The organism is Serratia sp. PL17 (assembly GCF_017832355.1).
GTDB lineage: Bacteria > Pseudomonadota > Gammaproteobacteria > Enterobacterales > Enterobacteriaceae > Serratia.
Map to the genome: position 1 here is coordinate 1,103,933 of NZ_JAFIBY010000001.1, position 21,380 is coordinate 1,125,312.

General features: G+C 53.3%; 26 protein-coding genes. 12 read left to right on the forward strand and 14 right to left on the reverse strand.

Annotated features, from left to right (window positions below; genetic code table 11):
* The first annotated feature begins 37 nt into the window (after window positions 1–37).
* From JOE25_RS05480 to JOE25_RS05490, 3 genes are all read left to right on the forward strand, one after another.
* Window positions 38–967: a LysR substrate-binding domain-containing protein gene (locus JOE25_RS05480; protein ID WP_209633060.1), complete on the forward strand. Its 930-nt coding sequence runs from the start codon at window positions 38–40 to the stop codon at window positions 965–967.
* Between the two features lie 21 nt (window positions 968–988).
* Window positions 989–1,228: a DUF1289 domain-containing protein gene (locus tag JOE25_RS05485; RefSeq protein ID WP_209633061.1), complete on the forward strand. Its 240-nt coding sequence runs from the start codon at window positions 989–991 to the stop codon at window positions 1,226–1,228.
* Window positions 1,229–1,327: 99 nt separating this feature from the next.
* Window positions 1,328–2,224, forward strand: coding sequence for an aldo/keto reductase family oxidoreductase (locus JOE25_RS05490; RefSeq protein ID WP_209633062.1), 897 nt, complete (start codon window positions 1,328–1,330; stop codon window positions 2,222–2,224).
* A gap of 40 nt (window positions 2,225–2,264) precedes the next feature.
* Here the strand turns inward: JOE25_RS05490 and JOE25_RS05495 are convergent, their stop codons facing one another.
* Entirely contained in the window at window positions 2,265–4,112 is a 1,848-nt protein-coding gene (locus JOE25_RS05495) for a polyurethanase (protein WP_209633063.1), read from the reverse strand.
* Between the two features lie 241 nt (window positions 4,113–4,353).
* Here JOE25_RS05495 and sodC point away from each other — a divergent pair, with 241 nt between their 5' ends.
* Window positions 4,354–4,878, forward strand: a complete 525-nt coding sequence (gene sodC, locus JOE25_RS05500) for a superoxide dismutase family protein (protein ID WP_209633064.1) — start codon at window positions 4,354–4,356, stop codon at window positions 4,876–4,878.
* 6 nt (window positions 4,879–4,884) lie between these two features.
* Here the strand turns inward: sodC and JOE25_RS05505 are convergent, their stop codons facing one another.
* The 3 genes from JOE25_RS05505 to JOE25_RS05515 are packed head-to-tail and all read right to left on the reverse strand — an operon-like array spanning window position 4,885 to window position 8,025.
* Window positions 4,885–6,918 carry an FUSC family protein gene (locus tag JOE25_RS05505; protein ID WP_209633065.1) on the reverse strand — a complete coding sequence of 678 codons (2,034 nt, stop codon included), beginning with the start codon at window positions 6,916–6,918 and terminating at the stop codon, window positions 4,885–4,887.
* Between the two features lie 9 nt (window positions 6,919–6,927).
* A complete protein-coding gene (locus tag JOE25_RS05510; protein WP_209633066.1) occupies window positions 6,928–7,785 on the reverse strand; it encodes an HlyD family secretion protein in 858 nt (285 codons plus the stop codon).
* Between the two features lie 3 nt (window positions 7,786–7,788).
* Window positions 7,789–8,025, reverse strand: a complete 237-nt coding sequence (locus JOE25_RS05515) for a DUF1656 domain-containing protein (protein WP_073963435.1) — start codon at window positions 8,023–8,025, stop codon at window positions 7,789–7,791.
* 180 nt (window positions 8,026–8,205) lie between these two features.
* On the opposite strand from JOE25_RS05515, the gene slyA reads away from it, so the two are divergent.
* On the forward strand, window positions 8,206–8,640 hold the full coding sequence (slyA, locus tag JOE25_RS05520) for a transcriptional regulator SlyA (protein WP_037418732.1): 435 nt from the start codon (window positions 8,206–8,208) through the stop codon (window positions 8,638–8,640).
* Between the two features lie 89 nt (window positions 8,641–8,729).
* On the opposite strand, the gene JOE25_RS05525 is transcribed toward slyA, so the two are convergent.
* Complete coding sequence (locus tag JOE25_RS05525) at window positions 8,730–9,194, reverse strand: glycine zipper 2TM domain-containing protein (protein WP_026142354.1); 465 nt, start codon at window positions 9,192–9,194, stop codon at window positions 8,730–8,732.
* 369 nt (window positions 9,195–9,563) lie between these two features.
* On the opposite strand from JOE25_RS05525, the gene anmK reads away from it, so the two are divergent.
* From anmK to pdxY, 5 genes are all read left to right on the forward strand, one after another.
* The gene (gene anmK / locus JOE25_RS05530; RefSeq protein ID WP_209633067.1) at window positions 9,564–10,685 is read left to right on the forward strand and encodes an anhydro-N-acetylmuramic acid kinase; all 1,122 of its coding nucleotides are present in this window, start codon (window positions 9,564–9,566) and stop codon (window positions 10,683–10,685) included.
* A gap of 45 nt (window positions 10,686–10,730) precedes the next feature.
* Complete coding sequence (locus tag JOE25_RS05535) at window positions 10,731–11,033, forward strand: MliC family protein (RefSeq protein WP_209633068.1); 303 nt, start codon at window positions 10,731–10,733, stop codon at window positions 11,031–11,033.
* 87 nt (window positions 11,034–11,120) lie between these two features.
* Complete coding sequence (pdxH, locus tag JOE25_RS05540) at window positions 11,121–11,774, forward strand: pyridoxamine 5'-phosphate oxidase (protein ID WP_209633069.1); 654 nt, start codon at window positions 11,121–11,123, stop codon at window positions 11,772–11,774.
* A 194-nt stretch (window positions 11,775–11,968) separates the two neighbouring features.
* Window positions 11,969–13,243, forward strand: coding sequence for a tyrosine--tRNA ligase (tyrS, locus tag JOE25_RS05545; RefSeq protein ID WP_209633070.1), 1,275 nt, complete (start codon window positions 11,969–11,971; stop codon window positions 13,241–13,243).
* 65 nt (window positions 13,244–13,308) lie between these two features.
* Window positions 13,309–14,169 (forward strand): pyridoxal kinase PdxY, encoded by an 861-nt coding sequence (gene pdxY, locus JOE25_RS05550; RefSeq protein ID WP_209633071.1) that lies wholly within the window; start codon window positions 13,309–13,311, stop codon window positions 14,167–14,169.
* 45 nt (window positions 14,170–14,214) lie between these two features.
* Here pdxY and gstA read toward each other — a convergent pair whose 3' ends face one another.
* The 4 genes from gstA to JOE25_RS05570 form a co-directional block, all read right to left on the reverse strand.
* Complete coding sequence (gene gstA / locus JOE25_RS05555) at window positions 14,215–14,820, reverse strand: glutathione transferase GstA (RefSeq protein WP_209633072.1); 606 nt, start codon at window positions 14,818–14,820, stop codon at window positions 14,215–14,217.
* A gap of 92 nt (window positions 14,821–14,912) precedes the next feature.
* On the reverse strand, window positions 14,913–15,797 hold the full coding sequence (gene dapA, locus JOE25_RS05560; RefSeq protein ID WP_209633073.1) for a 4-hydroxy-tetrahydrodipicolinate synthase: 885 nt from the start codon (window positions 15,795–15,797) through the stop codon (window positions 14,913–14,915).
* Window positions 15,798–16,169: 372 nt separating this feature from the next.
* Window positions 16,170–16,436 carry a DUF3811 domain-containing protein gene (gene yjbD, locus JOE25_RS05565; protein WP_209633074.1) on the reverse strand — a complete coding sequence of 89 codons (267 nt, stop codon included), beginning with the start codon at window positions 16,434–16,436 and terminating at the stop codon, window positions 16,170–16,172.
* A 105-nt stretch (window positions 16,437–16,541) separates the two neighbouring features.
* Window positions 16,542–17,204 (reverse strand): HD domain-containing protein, encoded by a 663-nt coding sequence (locus JOE25_RS05570; RefSeq protein WP_209633075.1) that lies wholly within the window; start codon window positions 17,202–17,204, stop codon window positions 16,542–16,544.
* Between the two features lie 234 nt (window positions 17,205–17,438).
* On the opposite strand from JOE25_RS05570, the gene JOE25_RS05575 reads away from it, so the two are divergent.
* On the forward strand, window positions 17,439–17,834 hold the full coding sequence (locus tag JOE25_RS05575; protein ID WP_209633076.1) for a nuclear transport factor 2 family protein: 396 nt from the start codon (window positions 17,439–17,441) through the stop codon (window positions 17,832–17,834).
* On the opposite strand, the gene JOE25_RS05580 is transcribed toward JOE25_RS05575, so the two are convergent.
* Both JOE25_RS05580 and JOE25_RS05585 read right to left on the reverse strand, forming a co-directional pair.
* Window positions 17,831–18,100, reverse strand: coding sequence for a hypothetical protein (locus JOE25_RS05580; RefSeq protein WP_209633077.1), 270 nt, complete (start codon window positions 18,098–18,100; stop codon window positions 17,831–17,833). The genes JOE25_RS05575 and JOE25_RS05580 overlap by 4 nt on opposite strands.
* 216 nt (window positions 18,101–18,316) lie before the next feature.
* Window positions 18,317–18,694: a RidA family protein gene (locus tag JOE25_RS05585; RefSeq protein WP_209633078.1), complete on the reverse strand. Its 378-nt coding sequence runs from the start codon at window positions 18,692–18,694 to the stop codon at window positions 18,317–18,319.
* A gap of 143 nt (window positions 18,695–18,837) precedes the next feature.
* Here JOE25_RS05585 and JOE25_RS05590 point away from each other — a divergent pair, with 143 nt between their 5' ends.
* Complete coding sequence (locus JOE25_RS05590) at window positions 18,838–19,692, forward strand: aminoglycoside phosphotransferase family protein (protein ID WP_209633079.1); 855 nt, start codon at window positions 18,838–18,840, stop codon at window positions 19,690–19,692.
* On the opposite strand, the gene JOE25_RS05595 is transcribed toward JOE25_RS05590, so the two are convergent.
* Genes JOE25_RS05595 through JOE25_RS05605 form a run of 3 tightly spaced genes read right to left on the reverse strand, consistent with a single transcriptional unit; the run spans window position 19,657 to window position 21,324 of the window.
* Complete coding sequence (locus JOE25_RS05595) at window positions 19,657–20,160, reverse strand: cupin domain-containing protein (protein WP_209633080.1); 504 nt, start codon at window positions 20,158–20,160, stop codon at window positions 19,657–19,659. The genes JOE25_RS05590 and JOE25_RS05595 overlap by 36 nt on opposite strands.
* A gap of 23 nt (window positions 20,161–20,183) precedes the next feature.
* A complete protein-coding gene (locus JOE25_RS05600) occupies window positions 20,184–20,849 on the reverse strand; it encodes an O-methyltransferase (protein WP_209633081.1) in 666 nt (221 codons plus the stop codon).
* Window positions 20,836–21,324: an MEKHLA domain-containing protein gene (locus JOE25_RS05605; RefSeq protein ID WP_209633082.1), complete on the reverse strand. Its 489-nt coding sequence runs from the start codon at window positions 21,322–21,324 to the stop codon at window positions 20,836–20,838. The genes JOE25_RS05600 and JOE25_RS05605 overlap by 14 nt, the downstream gene beginning before the upstream one ends.
* Window positions 21,325–21,380 lie beyond the last annotated feature (56 nt).

Consider the following 21,380-nt stretch of genomic DNA (forward strand, 5'->3'; position numbering starts at 1 on the left):
TATTCATGCTTTCTTGATTAAGTAAAACTTCATAATCATGGATAAATTGAATCGAATGGCGGTATTTGCCACCGTGGTGGCGGAGGGGTCGCTGGCTGGCGCAGCACGGCGACTGGGCATGACGCCGTCGGCGGTCAGCCAACATATGCGTTCACTGGAAAAAGTGCTTGGCGTACCCTTGTTGCACCGTTCGACGCGGCGCTTGGCGCTCACCGAGGCGGGAGCAGCCTTTTATCCTGGCTGTGAGGCCATGCTGTTTCAGGCGCAGCAGGCCGAACAACGGTTGGCAGAGCTGCGCGATACGCTGGTGGGGGAACTGCGCATTGCCACAACCATCGGTATCGGCGGGCGTCCGCTGGCAGAAGCAATGGCTCCGCTGTTACAGGCGCACCCCAAACTGACGTTGCGGGTGCTGGCGGATGATCGCATCATCGATATGATCGAACAACGGATCGATATTGCACTGCGGGTCAATCGTCAACTGGCGGATGCCAACATGATCGCGCATCCGCTGGCCGAATGGCCTATGGTGCTGTGTGCTGCACCGCGTTATCTCAGTCAGCACGGGGTACCGGAAGCACCGCAGGATTTGGTGAAGCACCGTTGGATCTCCGGTGCTTTCAGCGGCGCGCACGTGGATTTACACCACCAAGGGGGCCAGCAGCTTAAATTGCGCCTGGCGGAAGGGCAGATTGTCAGTGACAGTATGAACGTGATGCGCGCCTTTACTCGCAGCGGCCTGGGGATTTCTATTCAACCGCTGTATGAAATTGAGGATGAGCTGCAACGCGGTGAACTGATACAGTTGATGCCAGAGTGGCGACCCGCACCGTTACGGTTGCATGCGATGACGCTAGAGCGGGCGATGCCGGAGAAAACTCGTCAGGCGCTGCGTTATCTGCGTGATTATTTTCACCGTCATGCCGAAAAGTCACTTGCCAGCAGCGGCGATGGCGTCTTCAATTAGCTAAAGAACGCAGGAGGACGTGTGCCGCAGCAGCTTGAGTTTTTTGACATCCCCAGCCCGTGTCGCGGCATTTGTCAGGCCGACGACCGCGGTTTTTGTCGTGGTTGCTTGCGTAGCCGCGAGGAACGCTTTGGCTGGATGCAAATGAGCGATGCGCAAAAGCGTGACGTGTTGCGCCTGTGTCGCCAGCGCTTCCTGCGCCTGCAACGCGCCAATAAACAGCCTGATGATCCGCAACCCGAGCAACCCTCATTGTTCTGACGCATTCCTGATCTGCCGCACGTAAGTGTGGCTTTCCGCTTCCCACTGCGTTATCTGCTTGTGTATGCTGGCTTTAAACACTGTCATGAGGTTTCAATAATGGTAAACCGTATTCAACTCGCACCGCAGGGGCCTGAGTTTTCTCGCATGATTTGCGGATATTGGCGTTTGATGGAGTGGGGCATGTCACCGCAGCAGTTGCTGGCATTCATTGAGCAACATATCGAACTGGGAGTGACGACTGCCGATCACGCTGACATCTATGGTGGTTATGCCTGTGAACAAGCCTTTGGCGACGCGATGCGCCTTAAGCCTTCGTTGCGTCAGTCTATGGAGCTGGTGTCCAAATGCGGTATTGCAACCACGGCTAAACCGGGCAATCCCATTGGACACTACATTACTGAGCGTAAGCATATCGTTGGCAGCGCGGAGACATCGTTGGCGAATCTGCACACCGATTATCTTGACCTGTTATTGATCCACCGCCCAGACCCGCTGATGGATGCTGATGAAGTGGCTGAGGCCTTTGTGGCGTTGCACAAAAGCGGCAAAGTCCGCCACTTCGGTGTTTCCAACTTCACGCCAGCGCAATTTACACTGCTGCAATCACGCTTGCCATTCTCGCTGGTGACCAATCAACTTGAAATTTCGCCGATCCACCAGCCGAGTATTCTGGATGGTACGTTGGATCAGTGCCAGCAGTTGCGTATCAAACCTATGGCGTGGTCTTGCCTGGGTGGGGGGCGTCTCTTCAACGATGTCGAGTTCCAGCCACTGCGTGACGAGTTACAGGCCGTTGCGCAGGAAATTGGTGCGGAGACGATTGAACAAGTGGTTTACGCGTGGGTCATGCGCTTGCCGTCTGCGCCGCTACCGATCATCGGCTCCGGCAAGATTGAACGTGTGCGTTCGGCGTTGAAGGCGCACGCGTTGACGCTGAATCGCCAACAGTGGTTCCGTATTCGTAAAGCGGCACTGGGTTACGACGTACCCTGATCATTGACAATAAACGGGGCAGCCTTGGCTGCCCCTTCTTTTACGCCAAAACGACCTGTCCGTCCGACAAGCTGTTCAACCCTAGCCCGACCAGCGTGACCGTATTGCCGCCAAAGTTAAACACCAGATTGTCGTTCACTTCGGACACAAAATCGCGGTAATCGCCGCCCGAACTGCTGCCCGGTGTCCCCATAAAGACCAGTTTGTCTTGTGCCTGATAGCCATAAATCTGATCTTGGCCAAAGTTACCGCTGAACAAGAAAGTGTTGCTGCCACCCTGACTGTGCATGATGTCGTTGCCGGCACCTCCGACAAACACATCGTTGCCTTTGCCGCCGAAGAGTTGGTCATCACCGTCAAGGCCGAATAACCAAGAGCCGGCGTTTTTGGCTGTCAGGATGTCATTGGTAGCGCCCCCTTTTTCCGAGCTGGCATAGGCAGTCAGTCCTTTCTCCGAGAGTAACCCACTGTCGGTTACCTGATGCGCAACGTCTTTGGTGAAAATCAGCAGTGACGACTCTGTACTTTTCAGCGTATTAATCGAGGTTGCCTGGGTAATATCGCCGTTAGCGTTGCGCAAGTAGAGGGTATTACCGTCGTAGGCAACTTCAGTCTTTTTCAAGGCGTGTTGCAGATCCAGTGTGTTGTTGCCTTCACCACCGGAAATGATGTTAAAGCCGCCACTGTCGCGGAAAGTGTCATTACCGGCGCGGCCCTCAAGATAATCATTGCCTGCACCGCCCTTGATTAAATCATTACCGTCGCTACCCACGATAAACGTCGGACCGCTGTGTTTCTCTGCGTTGCGGTTGAGATCCTCCACCCAGGTATTACCACGGGTGACATCGGAGAGGTTTGAGACGATCACCGTCGAATCTTTATTGGTCAGCGAGTAAAACTCGGAGTTTAGCACCCGCATTAACCCATCTTGATAAAAGAACGGCAGATGAGATAGCCAGGTTGGAATATTCAGAATGGAGAAGGGCAGGATGTTCCAGGCTGCGGAGGCATAGTGATCGTTAAAGTTAACGATATTATTGGTGGCAGACTCTTGTGGCGCATCGTGTACCCCTAACGAGGAAGGCGTGAGCGTCGTGCCATCAAGCGCGCGGAATACCGGGTCATTTTCGTAACCGATGTTGATCACTTTGCCGCCCGTCTCGTATTGCGTCGGCGAGGCAAATGCCACATAGCTGGATTGCGCATAGAAACCGCCCCAGTTATTGTCGCTGAGTGCCGCCATGCTGTTCACCGCCAATCCGCCAAGACTATGGCCGCTGATGGTCACATCATCCCCGCTTAGGCCCTGCGCCTGGGCAAATTTGGCCACATCGGCCAACAGGTTGCCAAAGGCCTTCAGACTGTAGTTGTCCGCATAACCCTTTGGCCCGAACCCGGCCAGCACATCGTTGATCAAGTCACCGATGGTATCGGTGACTAATGACTCTCGCGGGCCACTGGTGCCACGAAAAGCAATGCCAATGCCGGTCAGATGACCCGCGTCGTCATATTTTCCCAGCACCTCGGCTTGGGCCGTGGTATAGCCCAGCGTCTCACCATAATAGGTACCTCGGGCATCAGTCTTCCCCTGATAACCTAATTGATCGGCGCTTATCAAGGACCAACCGGCGCTATTTACCGCTGCCAGTGCTGCCTTTTCCGAATCCGGATTCCACGGAATACCAGGCAACCCGCCTTGTGACTGTGTGCTGCCAATCAACGCAGTCACCAGCGTCAACGGCAAGCCCAACCCAAAACCGGTCGTATGGTAGCCTTCGTCAAAACCATTATCGATATTGTGATAGGCATAGGTAGAAATCGCCATGGCATCGGTAAATAACACTTTGGACTTTGCCTCATCGAGGCCTTGATAATTAAAGATTCCCATATCAGTTCCTTATGAATTTGCTGCATTGCCGGGGGTGATCTTTGAATAGCCTTTGCAGCGGTTGCAGGTAAGCAGAGTGTATCTACCGATATCTGGTCAGAGGACCGACATCGGTAGAATTATTATTAGTAAGAATTATTAATAATGCGAACTTGATGGTCGAAAATGTGCCTGTTTTGAGTGGTGGCGTCACACATTCCCCTATACTGAATACTCACAGTTATTCAAAGGAGATTGATGAATGAAACATTATTGGTATGCGGCCTTCGGCCTGATGGCCTGCGGAGTCGCTCAGGCGGCAACGGTAGATGTTGACATGAATCTGGTGACCGGACAGGGAATTGGCCAGGACATTGGCAAGGTGACAATCAGTGAAACGCCTTACGGCCTGATGTTTACACCGCAACTAAAAGCGTTGCCGCCCGGCGTGCATGGTTTTCATGTTCATGAAAATGGCAGCTGCGAGCCGGGCATGAAAGAGGGCAAGGCGGTTGCTGCGCTGGCAGCGGGCGGGCACTTTGATCCGCAAAAAACCGGCAAGCACCTTGGCCCTTATGCTGATGGCCATTTGGGCGACCTGCCGGCGCTCTATGTGACAGACGACGGTATGGCTACGTATCCGGTGTTGGCCCCCCGGCTGAAGAAAATCAGCGAAATAACCGGCAAAGCACTGATGGTCCATGCGGGGGGCGATAATAACGCCGACCATCCGAAACCGCTGGGGGGCGGAGGGGAACGTTTCGCCTGCGGCGTCATTAAATCGTAACGTCGGTCAGTGGGCTGCGGGCACCGCTATTGTCGTGTCTGGTGGTGTAATCGCCTGCTGTAGCTGTTGCAACGAGCAGTACAGCCGCCAAATGAGTCCGGCAAGATCGCGTGCCGCCTGATCCGGGTGGTGCGCCAATGCATTGCTCATTCGCAGCAACTCCTGCAACGTGGCGTCTAGCGAGCTGTGCTGCACACCTTTCTCCGTCATAATGCCTCGCAGGCAGTGAATGCAGACGTCACGTACCGCTGAGAGCGGATCGGATCGTGTTTGCCAGCCGCGTAATTGCCAGACGATATGGCTGCAGTTAAGTAACACGACACCCCAGCGCAATAACCAACTACGCGCTTCTTGATCCTGACTTTGGTTCAATTGACTGATGCGGTGATAAATCAGCGATTCAAACTGGCTTTCGCTCTGCTGCGGCTTTTTGCTTAACTGATCGATAAAATCGCGTCGCAGGGCACGAATAATCCGCCGGCTTTTACGTTTGTCCGAACTGGGCCGTAAGATCTGGAATGCCAGGCCGGCCAGCAGCACCCCAACAATTTTACCGATACTGTCGTTAATAAAAGACTGATAATCGTAGCTTGGTGGATTGGTGACGGAAAGGAAAGAGCCCATAAATACAATCAGTTGTCCCCATAATGCCGCGTAGGATGGATGTTGCAGTTTGAACATCTGCATCGTGACCAGCACCGGGAACAGAAACGCGCAGAACAACCAAAAATCATCAATCTGAATCATCAAGCCGAATTTCACCACGAAACAGGCAATTGACAGCAATAGCACGGCTTTTAACAACGTCTTGATGCTGTTGATGGGGGACGGTGTGGAGGAATACAGCACGCAGCTGATAGCGATCAGCGTCAGGGCTGAGCTCCCCGCGTCCCACTGAGTGTTAATCCAGTAGGCACAACCGAGGACGATGCATAAGAAGGTGCGCAGGCCGTTATAGGCGGCCTCATAACTGTCGGTATGGCGAGCCAGCGAGGTCACGCGTGGCGGTTGGATATCGCTGACGGGTGTTGCGCTCTCGAGCCGCAATAACCAACGGCTGCAGTTCAGGTATAACCAGCAAAAATGCCGCAGGCGTAGCCAAAAGGCGCGGTGGCGGTAATCTGCCGGATCCTGCGGGGCGATCTGCTGCAGGATGCGTGCAAGACGGTATTTGTCGGTGTCGGGATGACGGAGTTCGGTCAGCAATTGATCCAAAACAGCCGCCAGGTTCGCAGGGCGGTCCGGCCAGTTCAGCAGCATACGGCGCAGGCTGGAGATGACGCTGGTAATGCGTAGCTGCTGATGCAACATATAATTGAGGAGGTTATTTTGTCGACGCAGTCGGTAGTGACTCCAGAAGGCCTGAATACGCAACAGATTCATGGTCAGAATCTGGCCGATCACCCCTTCATGTGATGTGCGCATCTGCAGGGTGATTTCCGGTTGCCATAGCATTGCTGCATGTTCCAGCAGGCGTAAATGCATGCGCCTTAATGAGGTCAAGAGTGCTTCACCGTCCGAGGTGCTGGGCAAGATCATCATCATCAGGCCACCGCACAGAATACCGGTGATCACTTCGCAAACGCGGGCCTGCGCGATATCGAAGATTTGCTGGGTATCCGTGACGTTGACTGTGCTGAATGCAATGATAGCGGCGGTATAGCCCGCCAGGGCAAAGGCGTAAGAGACGTTATTCTGATAATGATTTGAAATGTATGTGCACAGACCGATCCACGCCGCGATAAACAGCGTGAATAACCAAGGGTCGTTCAGGCAATGACCGGCGATGGCGACCGAAGCGGCCGCTCCCACCAGGCTACCGAAAACGCGGCCAATACTTTTACTTATTACACCGCCCACGGTGGGGAAACTGACCACCGCCGCCGAGGTTAACGCCCAATAGGGCTCGTCAAGATTCAGGACGAAGGCCACCCAAAGCGACAGGCACATTGCCAGCGAGTTGCGCAGCGCATAACGCCATTGTCCACCGGTGGCTTTCCCCCAGGGGGTACGGTTCCATTCCAAAAAGGGCAGGTTCACTCGTTAGCCTTACTGATGAATCGAGATGGTACAGGTTGTACCGGCCACTAACGGTAAATCAGTGGGGACATTCAGTAGTTTTATCCGTACCGGTACGCGTTGCGCCAAGCGAACCCAAGGCACGTTGGGTTTTACATCCATTAATAAATCGCTGCTGCTTTCAACACTCTGATCGTAAATAGCGCGGCCAATACTCTCCACCTCGCCTTGAAGTGGTATGTTGCCATTATATAAAACGATATCCGCTTTATTGCCTTCTTTTATATGTTTTAGCTTGGTTTCTTCAAAATAACCGAGCACATAAAACGAGTGTACATCGACCAGTGCGACCAACGGCGTGCCTACGCTGGCATAGTTTCCAACCCGAGTTTGTAAATTGGTGATATAGCCATCGGTAGGGGCGTAGATTTTAGTTTTACTTAAATTCCATTTAGCCTGTTCAAGATTCGCTTGGGCAGCTTTATATGCGGCTTTCATTGCCTGGGCCGCTAAATTTGACTCATCCATGTCTTCAGCCGAAATAACATTCTTCGGCAGACCTCGGCGTCGCGCCGCCTCGTGGTCAGCCTTGGCCATGTCGGATTGTGCTTTTGCCAATGCGGCCTCAGCATTGTCGAGTGCAATCTGGTATGGCACTGGGTCGATCGTAAAAATCAGACTTCCCGCAGGTATGAACTGATTGTCATGAACCGTTATTTTCTCTAATCTTCCAGAAACTTCTGGTGTGATATTGACGAGCTCGGCACGCACCTTTCCATCACGGGTCCACGGGGATTGCATATAATAATTCCAGAGCCACCAACCGGCACAGATGGCAATGGCGCAGACGATTACCGTAGAAAAGTATTTTAATGTTTTACGCGTCATGGGTTACCAACTCGCTAAAATCCACAGGGAGCCGCTGACGGCGATGACGAAAATAGACAAGTCCATCAGCATGGGGTGCCAAATTTCACCAGAATAAATCCAGTCTCGCAACAACTGGTGTACCAGCAGCCATAAAACGAGTCCGAGCAGAAAAGCCTTAAATATGGGCGGAAAATAAAGTGAGGCGCCCAAGACCAAATCGGGCAAAGGGGACGAGGCATGGAGCCATGAAGTATTCACATTAACAATCCCGATGAGTGAATATGTTGAGTGTTTGCATAGATAATAAACAATAACCGCTCAAAATGGTGGCTATTTCCACAATATACATTATATACATTTGTGTTTTTAATGTGAGTTACTCAAAATAGTCTAAGCTCTGGGAGGGTATATTAGCATGCTAATTATAAGGAGGGGGAAGTGGAGTCAACATTAGGTTCAGATCTAGCACGATTAGTTCGTGTTTGGCGCGCGCTCATCGATCATCGGCTCAAGCCGTTGGCGCTTACGCAAACACACTGGGTTACTCTGCACAGTATCAATCGTTTGCCGCCGGAGCAGTCGCAGATCCAACTGGCCAAGGCGATCGGCATTGAGCAACCATCATTGGTTCGTACGTTGGACCAGCTGGAAGAGAAGGGGCTGATTACTCGCCACACCTGCGCCAACGACCGGCGTGCTAAGCGTATCAAACTGACTGAAGCGGCCGACCCCATTATCAGGGAAGTGGACAGCGTCATCAGCTCTACGCGTGGTGAGATTCTGAGTGGCATTAGCATTGATGAAGTGCAGCTGTTGGTTGGTTTGATTGATAAGCTGGAACAAAACATAACTGAACTGCAAAACAAACAATAAGATTTTCTTTATTTTTTACGATTAGATTTCACAGCATCGGAAATGAAACCGGAGGCCTAAAGCCTCCGGTTTTACCTGATACGCTGAGTTTACAGCGGGGATACGGTAATGGTGTCGCCGGTGCGAGCCATACGAACACGTTGACCCGGGCTGAACTTGGTGTCTCCAGCCTTCTGAACCACCACGATGTTCTCTTTTTGGTCTGTCTTGATTTCCAGCTCGTAGCCTGAAGTACGACCGGCCGCTTCACCTATGCTGTTACCTGCCACACCACCTGCCACTGCGCCTGCAGCCGTCGCCAAGCTACGACCCGTACCGCCACCCACGGTATTACCAAGGAAGCCACCCAAAACGGCCCCCCCGATTGCGCCAATGGTATTCGACGTTTCACTACCCTGGATCTTGACTGGACGCACTGAAACCAGCGTACCGTAAGTCACGGTTTGCACCTGTTTGGCCTGCGAAGCGGAATACACGTCGCCTGACATGGAATCATTAGCACACCCTGCCAGCGTAACTGCGGCGATAGCAACGACGAGAAGACGCTTGATCATATAAAACTCCTGTTGGTAGTAGTCCATAACCTGGGGAACCTTTCCAGGCCATATTCAGTGAAAAAGATAGATAAAGTATGGCGTAAACGTGCGGATATCACCATGACCTGTTACTGCACGCAGCTTAACTTTGCACTGTTCAACCAATAATAAACGGTGGTTTAGCTTTATAACAGTATAGGAAGAAATTCCGTCGCATATTGAGCTGTTGTTTAGCCGAGGTTATCACTATGGAGAATAGGCGAATAAACAGGCGCATTGCTCACAGAGGTGAAAAAAGACATCATAATTCATGGCGTTAATGTTTCAATTCTGGTTTATTTATCAAGTTAAAATTTTGCTTCCCCGTCTGGGGTAAGGGATGTTGCTATGAAGTCAGGCCGCTATATAGGTGTTATGTCTGGCACCAGTCTGGATGGCGTCGACGTGGTGCTTGCTGCGATCGACGGACGAGTGGTCGCGCAACAGGCCAGCTACAGCCATCCGATACCGATTCAACTAAAGCAAGACATCCTCGGCATGTGCCAGGGACAGCAGACCACACTTTCTGCGGTAGGCAGGCTGGATGCTCAGCTTGGCACACTCTTTGGCGAGGCGGTGATTGGCCTGCTGAAACAAACCGGTCTGACGGCTCAAGACATTACTGCCGTTGGTTGCCATGGGCAGACGGTATGGCATGAGCCCGACGGCGATGCACGTTTCTCAATGCAATTGGGTGACAATAATCGTATCGCTGCGCTAACCAATATCACCACCGTTGGCGATTTTCGTCGTCGTGACATGGCTTATGGTGGCCAGGGTGCCCCGTTAGTGCCCGCCTTCCATCAGGCACTGTTGGCGCATCCGGTCGAGCGCCGTATGGTGCTGAATATTGGTGGGATCGCCAATCTCTCGATGCTATTGCCGGGGGCGCCGGTGCGTGGTTTTGACACCGGGCCGGGCAATATGCTTATGGATGCCTGGATATGGCGTCACCGTTCCCAGGCTTACGATAAAGACGGCAGCTGGGCTATGGAAGGGCGGGTCTGCCTGCCTTTGTTGCAGCAAATGCTGTCCGATCCCTATTTTGCGCTGCCTGCGCCAAAAAGCACGGGACGCGAGTATTTCAATGCGGCCTGGCTTGAACGTCAACTGGCGGGATTGGTCGCGGTCAGTCCCGTCGATGTGCAAACGACGTTGGCGGAACTGACGGCGATCACCATCTGTGAACAGGTTCAGTTAGCGGGAGGCTGCGAGCGCCTGCTGGTGTGTGGCGGCGGGGCACGTAACACGTTGCTGATGGCGCGGATGTCGGCATTGTTGCCCGGTACAGAAGTGTGCCTGACGGATGATTTCGGGATCAGTGGTGATGATATGGAAGCGTTAGCCTTTGCCTGGCTGGCGTTCCGTACGTTGTCTGGGCAGCCCGGCAACCTGCCTTCAGTAACGGGGGCAAGTTGTGAAACGCTGCTGGGTGGGATTTATCCGGTTTTGCCTTTGGGGGGGCGTTAGCTCTGTTAGGATAGAAATCGACAGGTTTTCCTAAGGAGCAATCGCATGAAAAAAGTCATTATTTCCGCCGGGGTACTGGCATTGGCTGGCTGTAGCTACGTTTTACCGCAAAGCAGCCAGACGTTGCATTACCAATGTGGCACCACGCCGTTGACGGTGTCGCTGGACGGTAAGGAGAGCACCGTCAGCATGTTGATGGACGGCGAACAGCTGAAGCTGAAACAGGTGTTGGCCATGTCCGGTGCCAAATACAGCGACGGCAAATACACCTTTTGGTCGAAGGGTCAAAACGCCTACCTTGAGCGTAATGGCAAAGTGATCATGAGCGACTGTACGCTGGCTAATTGATCCAGCGGGTGCGGCGTCAGAGCGATTGAGATCCTGACGCCGCTGGCGCAGAATAGAATCACGATTTTTCAGTTGGTTGATAACCGGATGATTGAAAATAATGAGTTTGATGTCGCGGACCTGCGCCGTGAATACACTCGGGGTGGCTTGCGCCGCAACGATCTGACCGCTAATCCGTTAACGCTGTTTGAACGCTGGCTGAAACAGGCGTGCGACGCGCGCCTGGCCGATCCCACGGCGATGTGTGTAGCAACGGTGGACGAGAACGGGCAGCCCTATCAGCGTATTGTGCTGCTGAAACATTATGATGACAAAGGGTTGGTGTTCTACACCAATCTGGGCAGCCGCAAGGCACAACAGTTAGCACAGAACCCACATATTAGCCTGCTGTTCCCATGGCACATGCTTGAGCGACAAGTGATTTTCCTCGGCAAAGCGGAGCGGTTATCCACTTTAGAGGTTATGAAGTACTTCGCCAGCCGGCCAAAAGACAGCCAGATTGGCGCGTGGGTGTCGCAACAGTCATCGCGCATTTCCGCGCGTGGTGTGCTGGAAAGTAAATTCCTCGAGCTGAAGCAAAAATTCCAACAGGGCGAAGTACCGCTGCCAAGTTTCTGGGGCGGGTTCCGGGTTAATTTCGACTCCGTCGAGTTTTGGCAGGGCGGTGCCAACCGTCTGCATGACCGTTTCCTGTATCAACGGGACGGGAATGACTGGAAAATTGACCGACTGGCACCCTGAAGACCGAAAATCCCCCTTAAGCGCTGGTACTGATGCCGCCGGCGCTTTATTCTATACCCGTCATATTTCAAGCGGCAGCCTTCCTGCGGCTCGAACGGGTTAGACTATATGCGTTATTCTGAATTTAATATTTCGCCAGTGGGCGAAAGGTCGTGTACCGACAAAGGTGCATTCGTTTATACATGGAGTCATTGATGGCAAGCAGCAACTTGATTAAACAACTGCAAGAGCGGGGCCTCGTTGCCCAGGTTACGGATGAGGAAGCGTTAGCAGAGCGACTGGCGCAAGGGCCAATTGCACTGTATTGCGGTTTCGATCCGACCGCTGACAGCTTGCATTTGGGCCATCTGGTTCCTCTGTTGTGCCTGAAGCGCTTCCAGCTTGCCGGTCACAAGCCGGTAGCGTTGGTGGGCGGTGCCACCGGTTTGATCGGTGACCCGAGCTTCAAAGCGGCCGAGCGTAAGTTGAACACCACCGAAACGGTGAACGAGTGGGTGGATAAAATCCGCAAGCAGGTTTCCCCGTTCCTCGATTTCGACTGCGGTAGCAACAGCGCGATTGCCGCCAACAACTACGACTGGTTTGGTGGCATGAATGTGCTGACCTTCCTGCGTGATATTGGTAAGCATTTCTCGGTCAACCAAATGATCAACAAGGAAGCGGTGAAGCAGCGTCTGAACCGTGACGACTCGGGTATTTCTTTCACTGAGTTCTCCTACAACCTGTTGCAGGGTTTTGACTTCTCCGAGCTGTACAACCGTCATCAGGTTGAACTGCAGATCGGTGGTTCCGATCAGTGGGGCAATATCACCTCCGGCATCGACTTGACCCGTCGTATGCACCAGCAACAGGTCTTCGGCCTGACGGTGCCATTGATCACCAAAGCAGACGGGACCAAGTTCGGTAAGACGGAAGGCGGCGCAGTCTGGCTGGCACCAGAAAAAACCAGTCCTTACAAGTTCTACCAGTTCTGGATTAACACGGCCGATGCTGACGTATACCGTTTCCTGAAGTTCTTCACCTTTATGGATCTGGCAGACATCAACGCGCTGGAGGAAGAAGACAAGAACAGCGGCAAGGCACCACGTGCGCAATATGTGCTGGCGGAAGAAGTGACCGGTATGGTGCACGGTGCTGAAGGCCTGGCTGCGGCCAAGCGCATCACGCAAAGCCTGTTCTCCGGCGCGCTGCACGACATGACGGAAGCGGACTTTGCCCAGTTGGCGCAGGACGGTATGCCGACAATTAAACTTGACGGCGACGCCGATCTGCAACAGGCGCTGGTGAATGCCGAATTGGTGCCTTCACGCGGCCAGGCGCGCACCATGATCGGTTCCAATGCGGTGACCATCAACGGTGAGAAACAGTCCAACGCCGAATACACCTTCAGCGATACCGATCGCCTGTTTGGTCGCTACACGCTTCTGCGTCGTGGTAAAAAGCATTACTGCCTGGTGGATTGGAAGTAATCAAAATTGCAGCAAAGGGGCCCTCAGCGGCCCCTTTATTTTTAAGGCGTCAGGGCAGGTCTTTGATGAAAAACATTCTTTCTATTCAATCTCATGTTGTTTTTGGCCATGCAGGTAATAGCGCTGCAGAATTTCCGATGCGCCGCATGGGTGTAAACGTTTGGCCACTCAATACCGTACAGTTTTCCAATCATACTCAATATGGCAAATGGACCGGCTGCGTGATGCCAGCCAGCCACCTGACTGAGATTGCGCAAGGTATTGCCGATATTGACCAACTGAAGCATTGCGATGCTGTGCTGAGTGGCTACATAGGTTCGCCGGAACAGGGTAGCCATATTCTGGAGATCGTGCGTCAGGTTAAGCAGGCTAATCCGAACGCGTGGTACTTCTGCGATCCCGTTATGGGCCACCCGGAGAAGGGGTGCATAGTCGCGCCGGGCGTGGCGGAGTTTCATTGCCAGCAGGCATTGCCGTGCAGTGACATGATCGCACCCAACCTGCTGGAGCTGGAGTTATTGAGCCAGCGCACCATCGCTGATGTTGATCAAGCGGTAAGCGCTGCGCGCGAATTAATTGCCAAAGGGCCAAAAGTGGTGTTGGTCAAGCATTTGAGCCGTGCTGGCTATCATAGCGACTGTTTTGAGATGCTGTTGGTTACGGTCGATCAGGCTTGGCACATTAGCCGCCCGCTAGTGGATTTTGGTTCTCGGCAGCCTGTGGGCGTGGGCGATCTGACCAGCGGCCTGTTGTTGGTTAATTTGCTGAAGGGTGAGGCGCTGGATAACGCGTTGGAACACGTTACGGCAGCAGTCTATGAGGTCATGCTGACCACGCAGGCAATGGGTGAGTATGAGTTGCAGGTCGTGGCGGCGCAAGACCGCATTGTACAACCGACGTGTGAATTTAAAGCGGTAAAGGTTTAAGTCAGATTCAGCGCCCCGGCAAGAAAACCTGCCGGGGCGTGGGTATTATTTCAGCCCTTCGGCACTCAACGTTGCATCCACCGCCGGTCGTGCCGCTACGCGCTCAAAATAAGCGGATAAGTGCGCGCGTTTTTTGAGATCAAACTGCATAGCAATTGCCCACCGCAAGATGGTGAACAAGTAAGCGTCAGCGACGCTAAAGCGCGCCCCTAACAAGAAATGCTGCTTCGCCAGCACCGAATCCAGGTAGTCGAACTGCTTATCCAGTTTCTCCCGCGAAAAGGTTTTGTATTCTTCCGGCGTTTTCGGGTTAAACAGCGGACTGAAGCCTTTATGCAGCTCCGTCGCGATATAGTTTAACCATTCAATAGCGTGGTAGCGTGACAATGTGCCTGCCGCCGGGATCAGCCCGCGATCCGGAACGCGGTCGGCAAGATATTGCACAATCGCTACGCCTTCAGTCAGCAGGCTGCCATCATCAAGCAGTAACGCCGGCACCTGTCCTTTTGGGTTGATGGTCAGGTAATCTGCGCCGCTTTCGGTTTTCTTCAGCGCGAGATCAACCTTTTCCGCCGTAAAATCCAGGCCCGCCTCACGCAGAACGATATGAGGGGACAGAGAACAGGCACCGGCTTTATAGAACAGTTTCATCGAAAGCTCCTTGAGAGTGATAAGTGACAGGCATGCTTAACCTCTGATCCTAGCTCTATAACGTCAAAATTACAGCGGGTTAACCGACAAAATTAACTTATCAATGCTTCTTCGGGTTCAAGCTGTGCCAGGGTAGTGGCAATTTGCTGCTGCAACGCCTGCGGCACGCTTTGCATTGGTGAGCGCAACTCATTGCGGATCAACCCTTGCAGAGCCAGTGCAGCCTTGACCGGCGCGGGGTTAGGGAAACTGAACATCTGGTGGATCATCGGCAACAGCGAGTAGAAGTTGGCGCGTGCGGCGATCAGATCACCGTTGGCAACCTGTTGCACCAGCTGCACAAAGCGCTCCGGGTGAATATGCGCTGAGGCGGAAATGGCGCCCGTGCCGCCGAGGCACAGCGTGGTGAGGATCAGATTATCTTCGCCTGTCAGAACGTCGATCTCACCATCGCTAATGAGTGCCATGGTGGTGTCCGGATTACCGCCGCAGTCCTTAATGGCTTTTACCTGCGGATGGCGTGCGATCTGGCGAAGGGTGGCCAGCTCGATCACCACGCCGGTGCGTTGCGGAATGTTGTACAGGATTACCGGCACGTTTGAGGCATCGGCAAGCTGGGTGAAATAGTCCACCAGACCACATTGCGACGGGCGAATGTAATAGGGCGCGGGGATCAGTACACCAGCAATGTCGCGCAGTTGGATCGCCTGCTGCATTTGCAGTGTGTCACGCATGTTATTACCGGACAGCCCCATAACCACTTGATGAGCCGGTGTCACGGCCAGTACCGCGTCGAGCACTGCCAGCTGTTCGTCGGTGCTCAATGCCGCCGCTTCTCCGGTAGTACCGCAGACCACCAACCCATCGACCCCAGAGGCGATCAGGTGTTGAGCCAGCCGTTGAGTCGCAGGCAGGTCGACGGCGCTGTTATTGAATGGGGTCACCAGCGCAACCCAAATACCGGAGAATGAGGCCATATTAATTTCCTTCAATGCGTGCAATAAGAAGCCAGATGAGAAAACAAGAGAGGAGACGAGTTGCGTACCGCCCTGTCAGCTCATCTGACGGGACCCTACGCCCCAGTCAAATGAGCGTCTGTTTCTTCGAATTAACCGCGAGCAAACCCGCAAGGCGCAATGTCGGCATCTGAGGAGCGTCATTGTTGTTGAGGTTGGCCATAGCAGTCTCATGAAAAGTGGATATGCGGTGATAATGAATATTCTGCATGATGCTGTCAATTTACAACCGCTTGATAACACGGTTATTCATGATTAAGACGGGCTGATGAGTTTGGCTAATCAACAATGGGGGAGTAAAACCCCGTCAATACGGGGTTTTGGGGCGGAGGTTTAGCGAGGGCGACGTGTGCTGTTCATTGAGGCTGTCCAGCTATAGGTTTCCCCAGTGGGCTGAATGCGATTGGCTTTGCGCTCGGCACGCGTCGCTTTTTCAATTTTTGCACGGGCGGCGGTGATACGTGCCACGACTTCATCCTTGATCTTGTTATTTTCGGCATTGGTCAATGCGCGGCCGAGACTTTTGCGTGCCTTGTCCAGCTCGGTTTTAACTTCACGTTGCTCGCTTTCCGTCATGTCTTTCAGCGTCAATTTTTTCATTATCGTCATAGCCTGGTCAGTGAAGATGACAGTCAGTGTACAGCAATTAGCGAGCCGAAGATGCCGCTGGCTTAACGGAACGACCGGGCAGGGGAAATTATCCGTTCACACCTCGTCCAGCAAGTCGCTAAGGAAGCGTCGCATGCGCTCGGTGCGCTCTTGCGCCATTGTTTTACCGGTGACGGTTTGGAAATCGTCCTGGAGTTTGAACAACTTGGTTTCGAAGTGGTCCAGTGTAAAACGTTTATCGTCATACTGACGATGGTGTGCCAGCGGATCGGCTGCATCGTACAGTGCGCTGCGCATGCGTCCACCAATATAGAAGCAACGTGCGACGCCAACCATACCGATGGCGTCCAGACGGTCTGCGTCTTGCATGATCTTTGCTTCAAGCGTCTCTGGCGTAATGGCGGCGGAAAAACTGTGCGCCTCAATAGCGTGAGCGGTTTTGGCGATGTCTTGCGCGGCCCAACCCAGCTGCGTCAGCAGTAAACCGGCTTTTTCGGCCGCCATGCGTGAGGCCAGGTGCCGCTGGGGCGAATTCTTTTCCACGGCCACACAGTCATGCAGCAAGACGGCAGCACACAGAATGCGGCGGTCACCGCCTTCATGTTGACTGATCTTACAGGTGTTTTTCCACACCCGGTGCAAATGGGCCACATCATGCGAGCCATCATCGGAATCGAGCGTCAGTGGCAGCAATGCCTGCGCCAGTTCCTGATAGGGCGAGAAAGGCTGCAGTAGGGCTTGCGGCAGGGAAGAATGCACGTTGTGTTCCTTGTTGTCGGAAAGCAACAGATTATAACAGCCGTCAATGAGCCGGTTATGACAATGCGGTAAAAGAATTGTTTACTATACTGCAACGGACTATTGCCGCAATTGCGGTTTTTGTACCGGAATAAGCAACCTACAATGGTCTTATTCCGGTCATCCCCGCTTGGTGTAAACCTGTGTCCGTGGGGTATGGCCGGAATATCCCGCTCACGCCACCGGAGAAATGTCATGCCAACGAATCTTGAAATTGTACGCGCTACTTATGAGGGTGGCAGTGCAGAAGAGAATGGTCGCAACCTGCTGGCGGCGTTAGCGCCCGACGCGGAATGGACGGAAGCTGCAGGGTTTCCCTATGCCGGTACCTATATTGGCCCACAGGCGATCTTTAAAAATGTTCATCAGCGTTTAGGAACGGAGTGGCAGGGTTACCGCGCGGATGTTGACCATTTTTATGATGCAGGTGATAACGTGATTGCCCAAGGGTTCTATCAGGGTACCTATGGCGCCACCGGTAAGTCTTTCACCGCATCCTTTGCGCATATTTATCAGCTACGTGCGGGGAAAATCGTGAAATTTGTGCAAATCGTAGACAGTGCAAAAGTGCTGGAGGCCATGCAGGGCTAATGGCCACTGTGCTTGCCAAATTTGCGATCGTACTCCCGCCGGTAACCGCGCGCTTTGTTGCGATCGCGGATCCACAAATACCCGCATACCAGCGCAACGGCGCCTGAAAAGGTGATGTTGCGCATATCCCGGTCATAAAAAAACACCAACACAGCGTCCATCGCCGCGATAAAGGCAATCCATTTGTACATATGGGATTGTCGTCGCGTGGCGGCGTTGAGGCGCTTTAATTGTCTGGCTTCGTGCATAACCGGCTTTTGTTGCATAACGTCTCGTCGGTAACAAATTTCTTAGTGGTAAATTAGCAGAATATTCCTGATAGCGGCAAAGCTTAACGCATGCGCGGCCCTGTTTTTCTTGTCGGCAGCTCCCTCATTGAAAACTTGCGTACTGACTGGCGAATTCTGTGAAATGCGCGTTGGTATATTTATGCAGCATAATGGATTGTTTATTCAATTTGGGCGCGTTGTAGCGCCCCAAACTCATAATGCCACCACGGCCTCGATCTCCACGCTAATCTGCGGTGAGAAGAGTGCGCTGACCTCAACCAGTGAACAGGCTGGTAGTGCACCATCAAAGTAGTCAAACAGCACGGGCCGAAGGGTCTGCAGATCGCCGATATTGGTTAAAAATACCGTTATTTTAATCAGCGCTTTTAGGTTCGCACCTTCCGCCGCGGTGATGGTCGCCAACTGCTCCAAAATAGCCTGTGCTTGTTGTTGCGTTGCTTGCCCCTGAGCCTCAGTGGCAAATGCCGTCAGCCCGGACACATACAATGTATCTCCATGGCGCACAGCATGGACATAGGGGCCGCCAGGTGTCGGCAAGTGCGGATAATTAATGCGCTTCAATGATGTCATGATTAAAACCCCGAGAGATTAATTAAAAAAATAAACAAACTTGGTTAGGATAGAGCGAAGAACATCGGAAGTACGCTGAGATCTATTGATTTCTAATAGTATCACTAACATTCATTTATAACTGTGAAGGATATTTCAGGGTAATGAATCAAGCCTTAATTCCCTATATGCAACGTTGGCAGTTGCAGCCCGACGGGCAGGCTTTTGAAACCCACAGCAGCCTGCTGATGCCGGTGCGCTATCAAGGGGCTCCTGCGATGTTGAAAATCGCACGCGAAGAGGAAGAAAAATTCGGCGGGCTATTAATGTGCTGGTGGCAGGGCGAAGGCGCTGCGCAAGTTCTCGCACGGCACGACGATGGCATCTTGTTAGAGCGCGCGCAAGGGACGCGTTCGCTGGCCCAGATGGTCCGTGAAGGTGACGATCAGCAGGCGACGGCAATTCTTTGTCAGGTGGTTGCCCGCCTGCATGTACCGCGTTCGCAGCCATTGCCGGATCTTATCCCTTTACACCAGTGGTTTAGCTCTTTGTGGCCAGCGGCTCAGGCTCACGGTGGCATGCTGCGCCTGAGCGCTAACGTGGCGGCTGAATTACTGACCAGCCCGCGCGAACAGAGCGTATTGCATGGTGATATCCACCATGACAACGTGTTGGACTTCGGTGACCGCGGTTGGTTGGTGATCGATCCCAAACGTCTCTATGGCGAACGTGCCTTCGACTACGCCAATATCTTCTGCAACCCTAATTACGGTGTCGCGACCGATCCTGACATTTTTTCCCGCCGGGTTGAACAGGTCTGCCAATTGGCGGGGTTCGAACGGCAGCGACTGTTGCAGTGGATCCTCGCTTGGGCAGGATTGTCCGCGGCCTGGTTTATGGAGGACGGCGAGGCGGCGGATATTGATTTCCGTGTAGCCGAGCAGGCCGCGCGAGCATTGGGGCTCGCGATACCTGAAGGCGATTCAGGGTTCATCCTGCCAATAATCGAGCGACGCTGAAGGGCGTTGCATGTAACGCACCGGTTGAGCATCTTCACGCAGGGCTGACGCCAAAAACTTGCCCGAGTCCGGATATTCCACCAGTTCGGGTTGTTCGCGGGTGCTGATGGAAAGGTATTTCAACGGCGCATCTGACGTGTTGATGATCTGATGCGGGTATTCCGGCCCCGGCGGGATAAAAATAACGTCGCCGGTTTTGATCGGCAGTTGTTCACCCGCAACCCGTAGGCTGCCCGTCCCCTCAAGTACAATGAACATTTCTTCCTGTGCATAGTGAAAATGATAAGGGCAGGAGCGCATGCCCGGCGCCACGATGTCTATGGATGCGCCCAACTTGCTGGCAGCGGTGCCAGTAGCCAAGCGGGCGCCGACGCTGTCATAAAGAGGTGGGCGCTGGTCGTGCGTTTTTTCAACCTGTTCGATATTGCGGATCAGACGCTGAGCTAACAGCGTGGCGTGGTCATTCATGAGTTTTCTCGTGACGGTGTAACCTAATAGTTAACTATGGCGATGGAAAAACCATCCCATCCCTTACTCCCTACGGTCTGCAACGCGGTAGCGCTGAGACGAGGTTCATTGGCCATCATGTCAAAAAAGCGCCGTACACCCTGAACCCGCTCGTCACGGCTTGTTGAGTCGGTAACTGCGCCGTCACGTACGACGTTATCGCCGATAATCACCGTTCCGGGGCGAGACAACGCCAGCGCCCATCGTAAATAATCAGGATTATTGGGTTTGTCGGCATCAATAAAGATCAGATCGAAAGGGGCTTCTTGCTGTAATTGCGGCAGGCTGTTGAGCGCCGGTCCGACCTGTAACGCAACACTTTCACTCAGCCCTGCGCGGGCAATATTGTTTCTGGCTATCTCAGCATGGCGTGGATCGGCCTCCAGCGACACCACTAAGCCGCCCGGTGCTAATGCACGCGCCAACCAAATGGTGCTGTAACCGCCTAAAGTCCCGATCTCCAAAATACGCTTGGCATTCACCATCAGGGCAAACAGATGCAGCAATTTGCCCTGATTTGGCGCGACGTCGTGATCGGGTAATCCTGCTGCGCCGTTGGCAGCCAGCGCCTGCAACAGAGCGTCATCCTGTTCGACCAGTTTGTCGACGAGATAAGCGTCAACCTGCGCCCAGCGGTTATTGTCTTGCATGGTTCACCTGATGTTGTTGGCTATACCAGCCCGGCCGGCGTTTGGGTTGCGGCCAGAACAGGGCACCTTGGCCGCCGCCGGGTATTTGCCACACCGCGCAGTCATAAATGGTGAAGGCATCACCAAATTTATCCACGCGCAGACCACAATATCCTTGTGCAATCCCTTTCAGCGTGACTTTATCCAGCAATTGCTGACGCTCCGCGCGATCCGCCGGTGAAGCACTCAGTCGTGAAGGCAGCGCGATAAATTCATCAAAGGAATAGCCAAAGCAGTGCTGAGCACAGTGATTGGCATAGGTAAACAACGGGTCGACGCCGTCCGCGTGAGCCAACAAGCTGTAAGGCGCTTGCTGATGTAACCAGGCGAGCCGCTCGTCAGCGGCCGCCTGCGGGCCGGGTAATCCATCGCCTGTCCAATGGCGGTAAGCGGCGTCAATTTGCTGAATCAGATCAATTTGCACGGAAGATGGCATGGCGGCTCCCTTAACGGTCCATTATGGGCAACGAGCTTTCCCACTTTCAGTTAAGC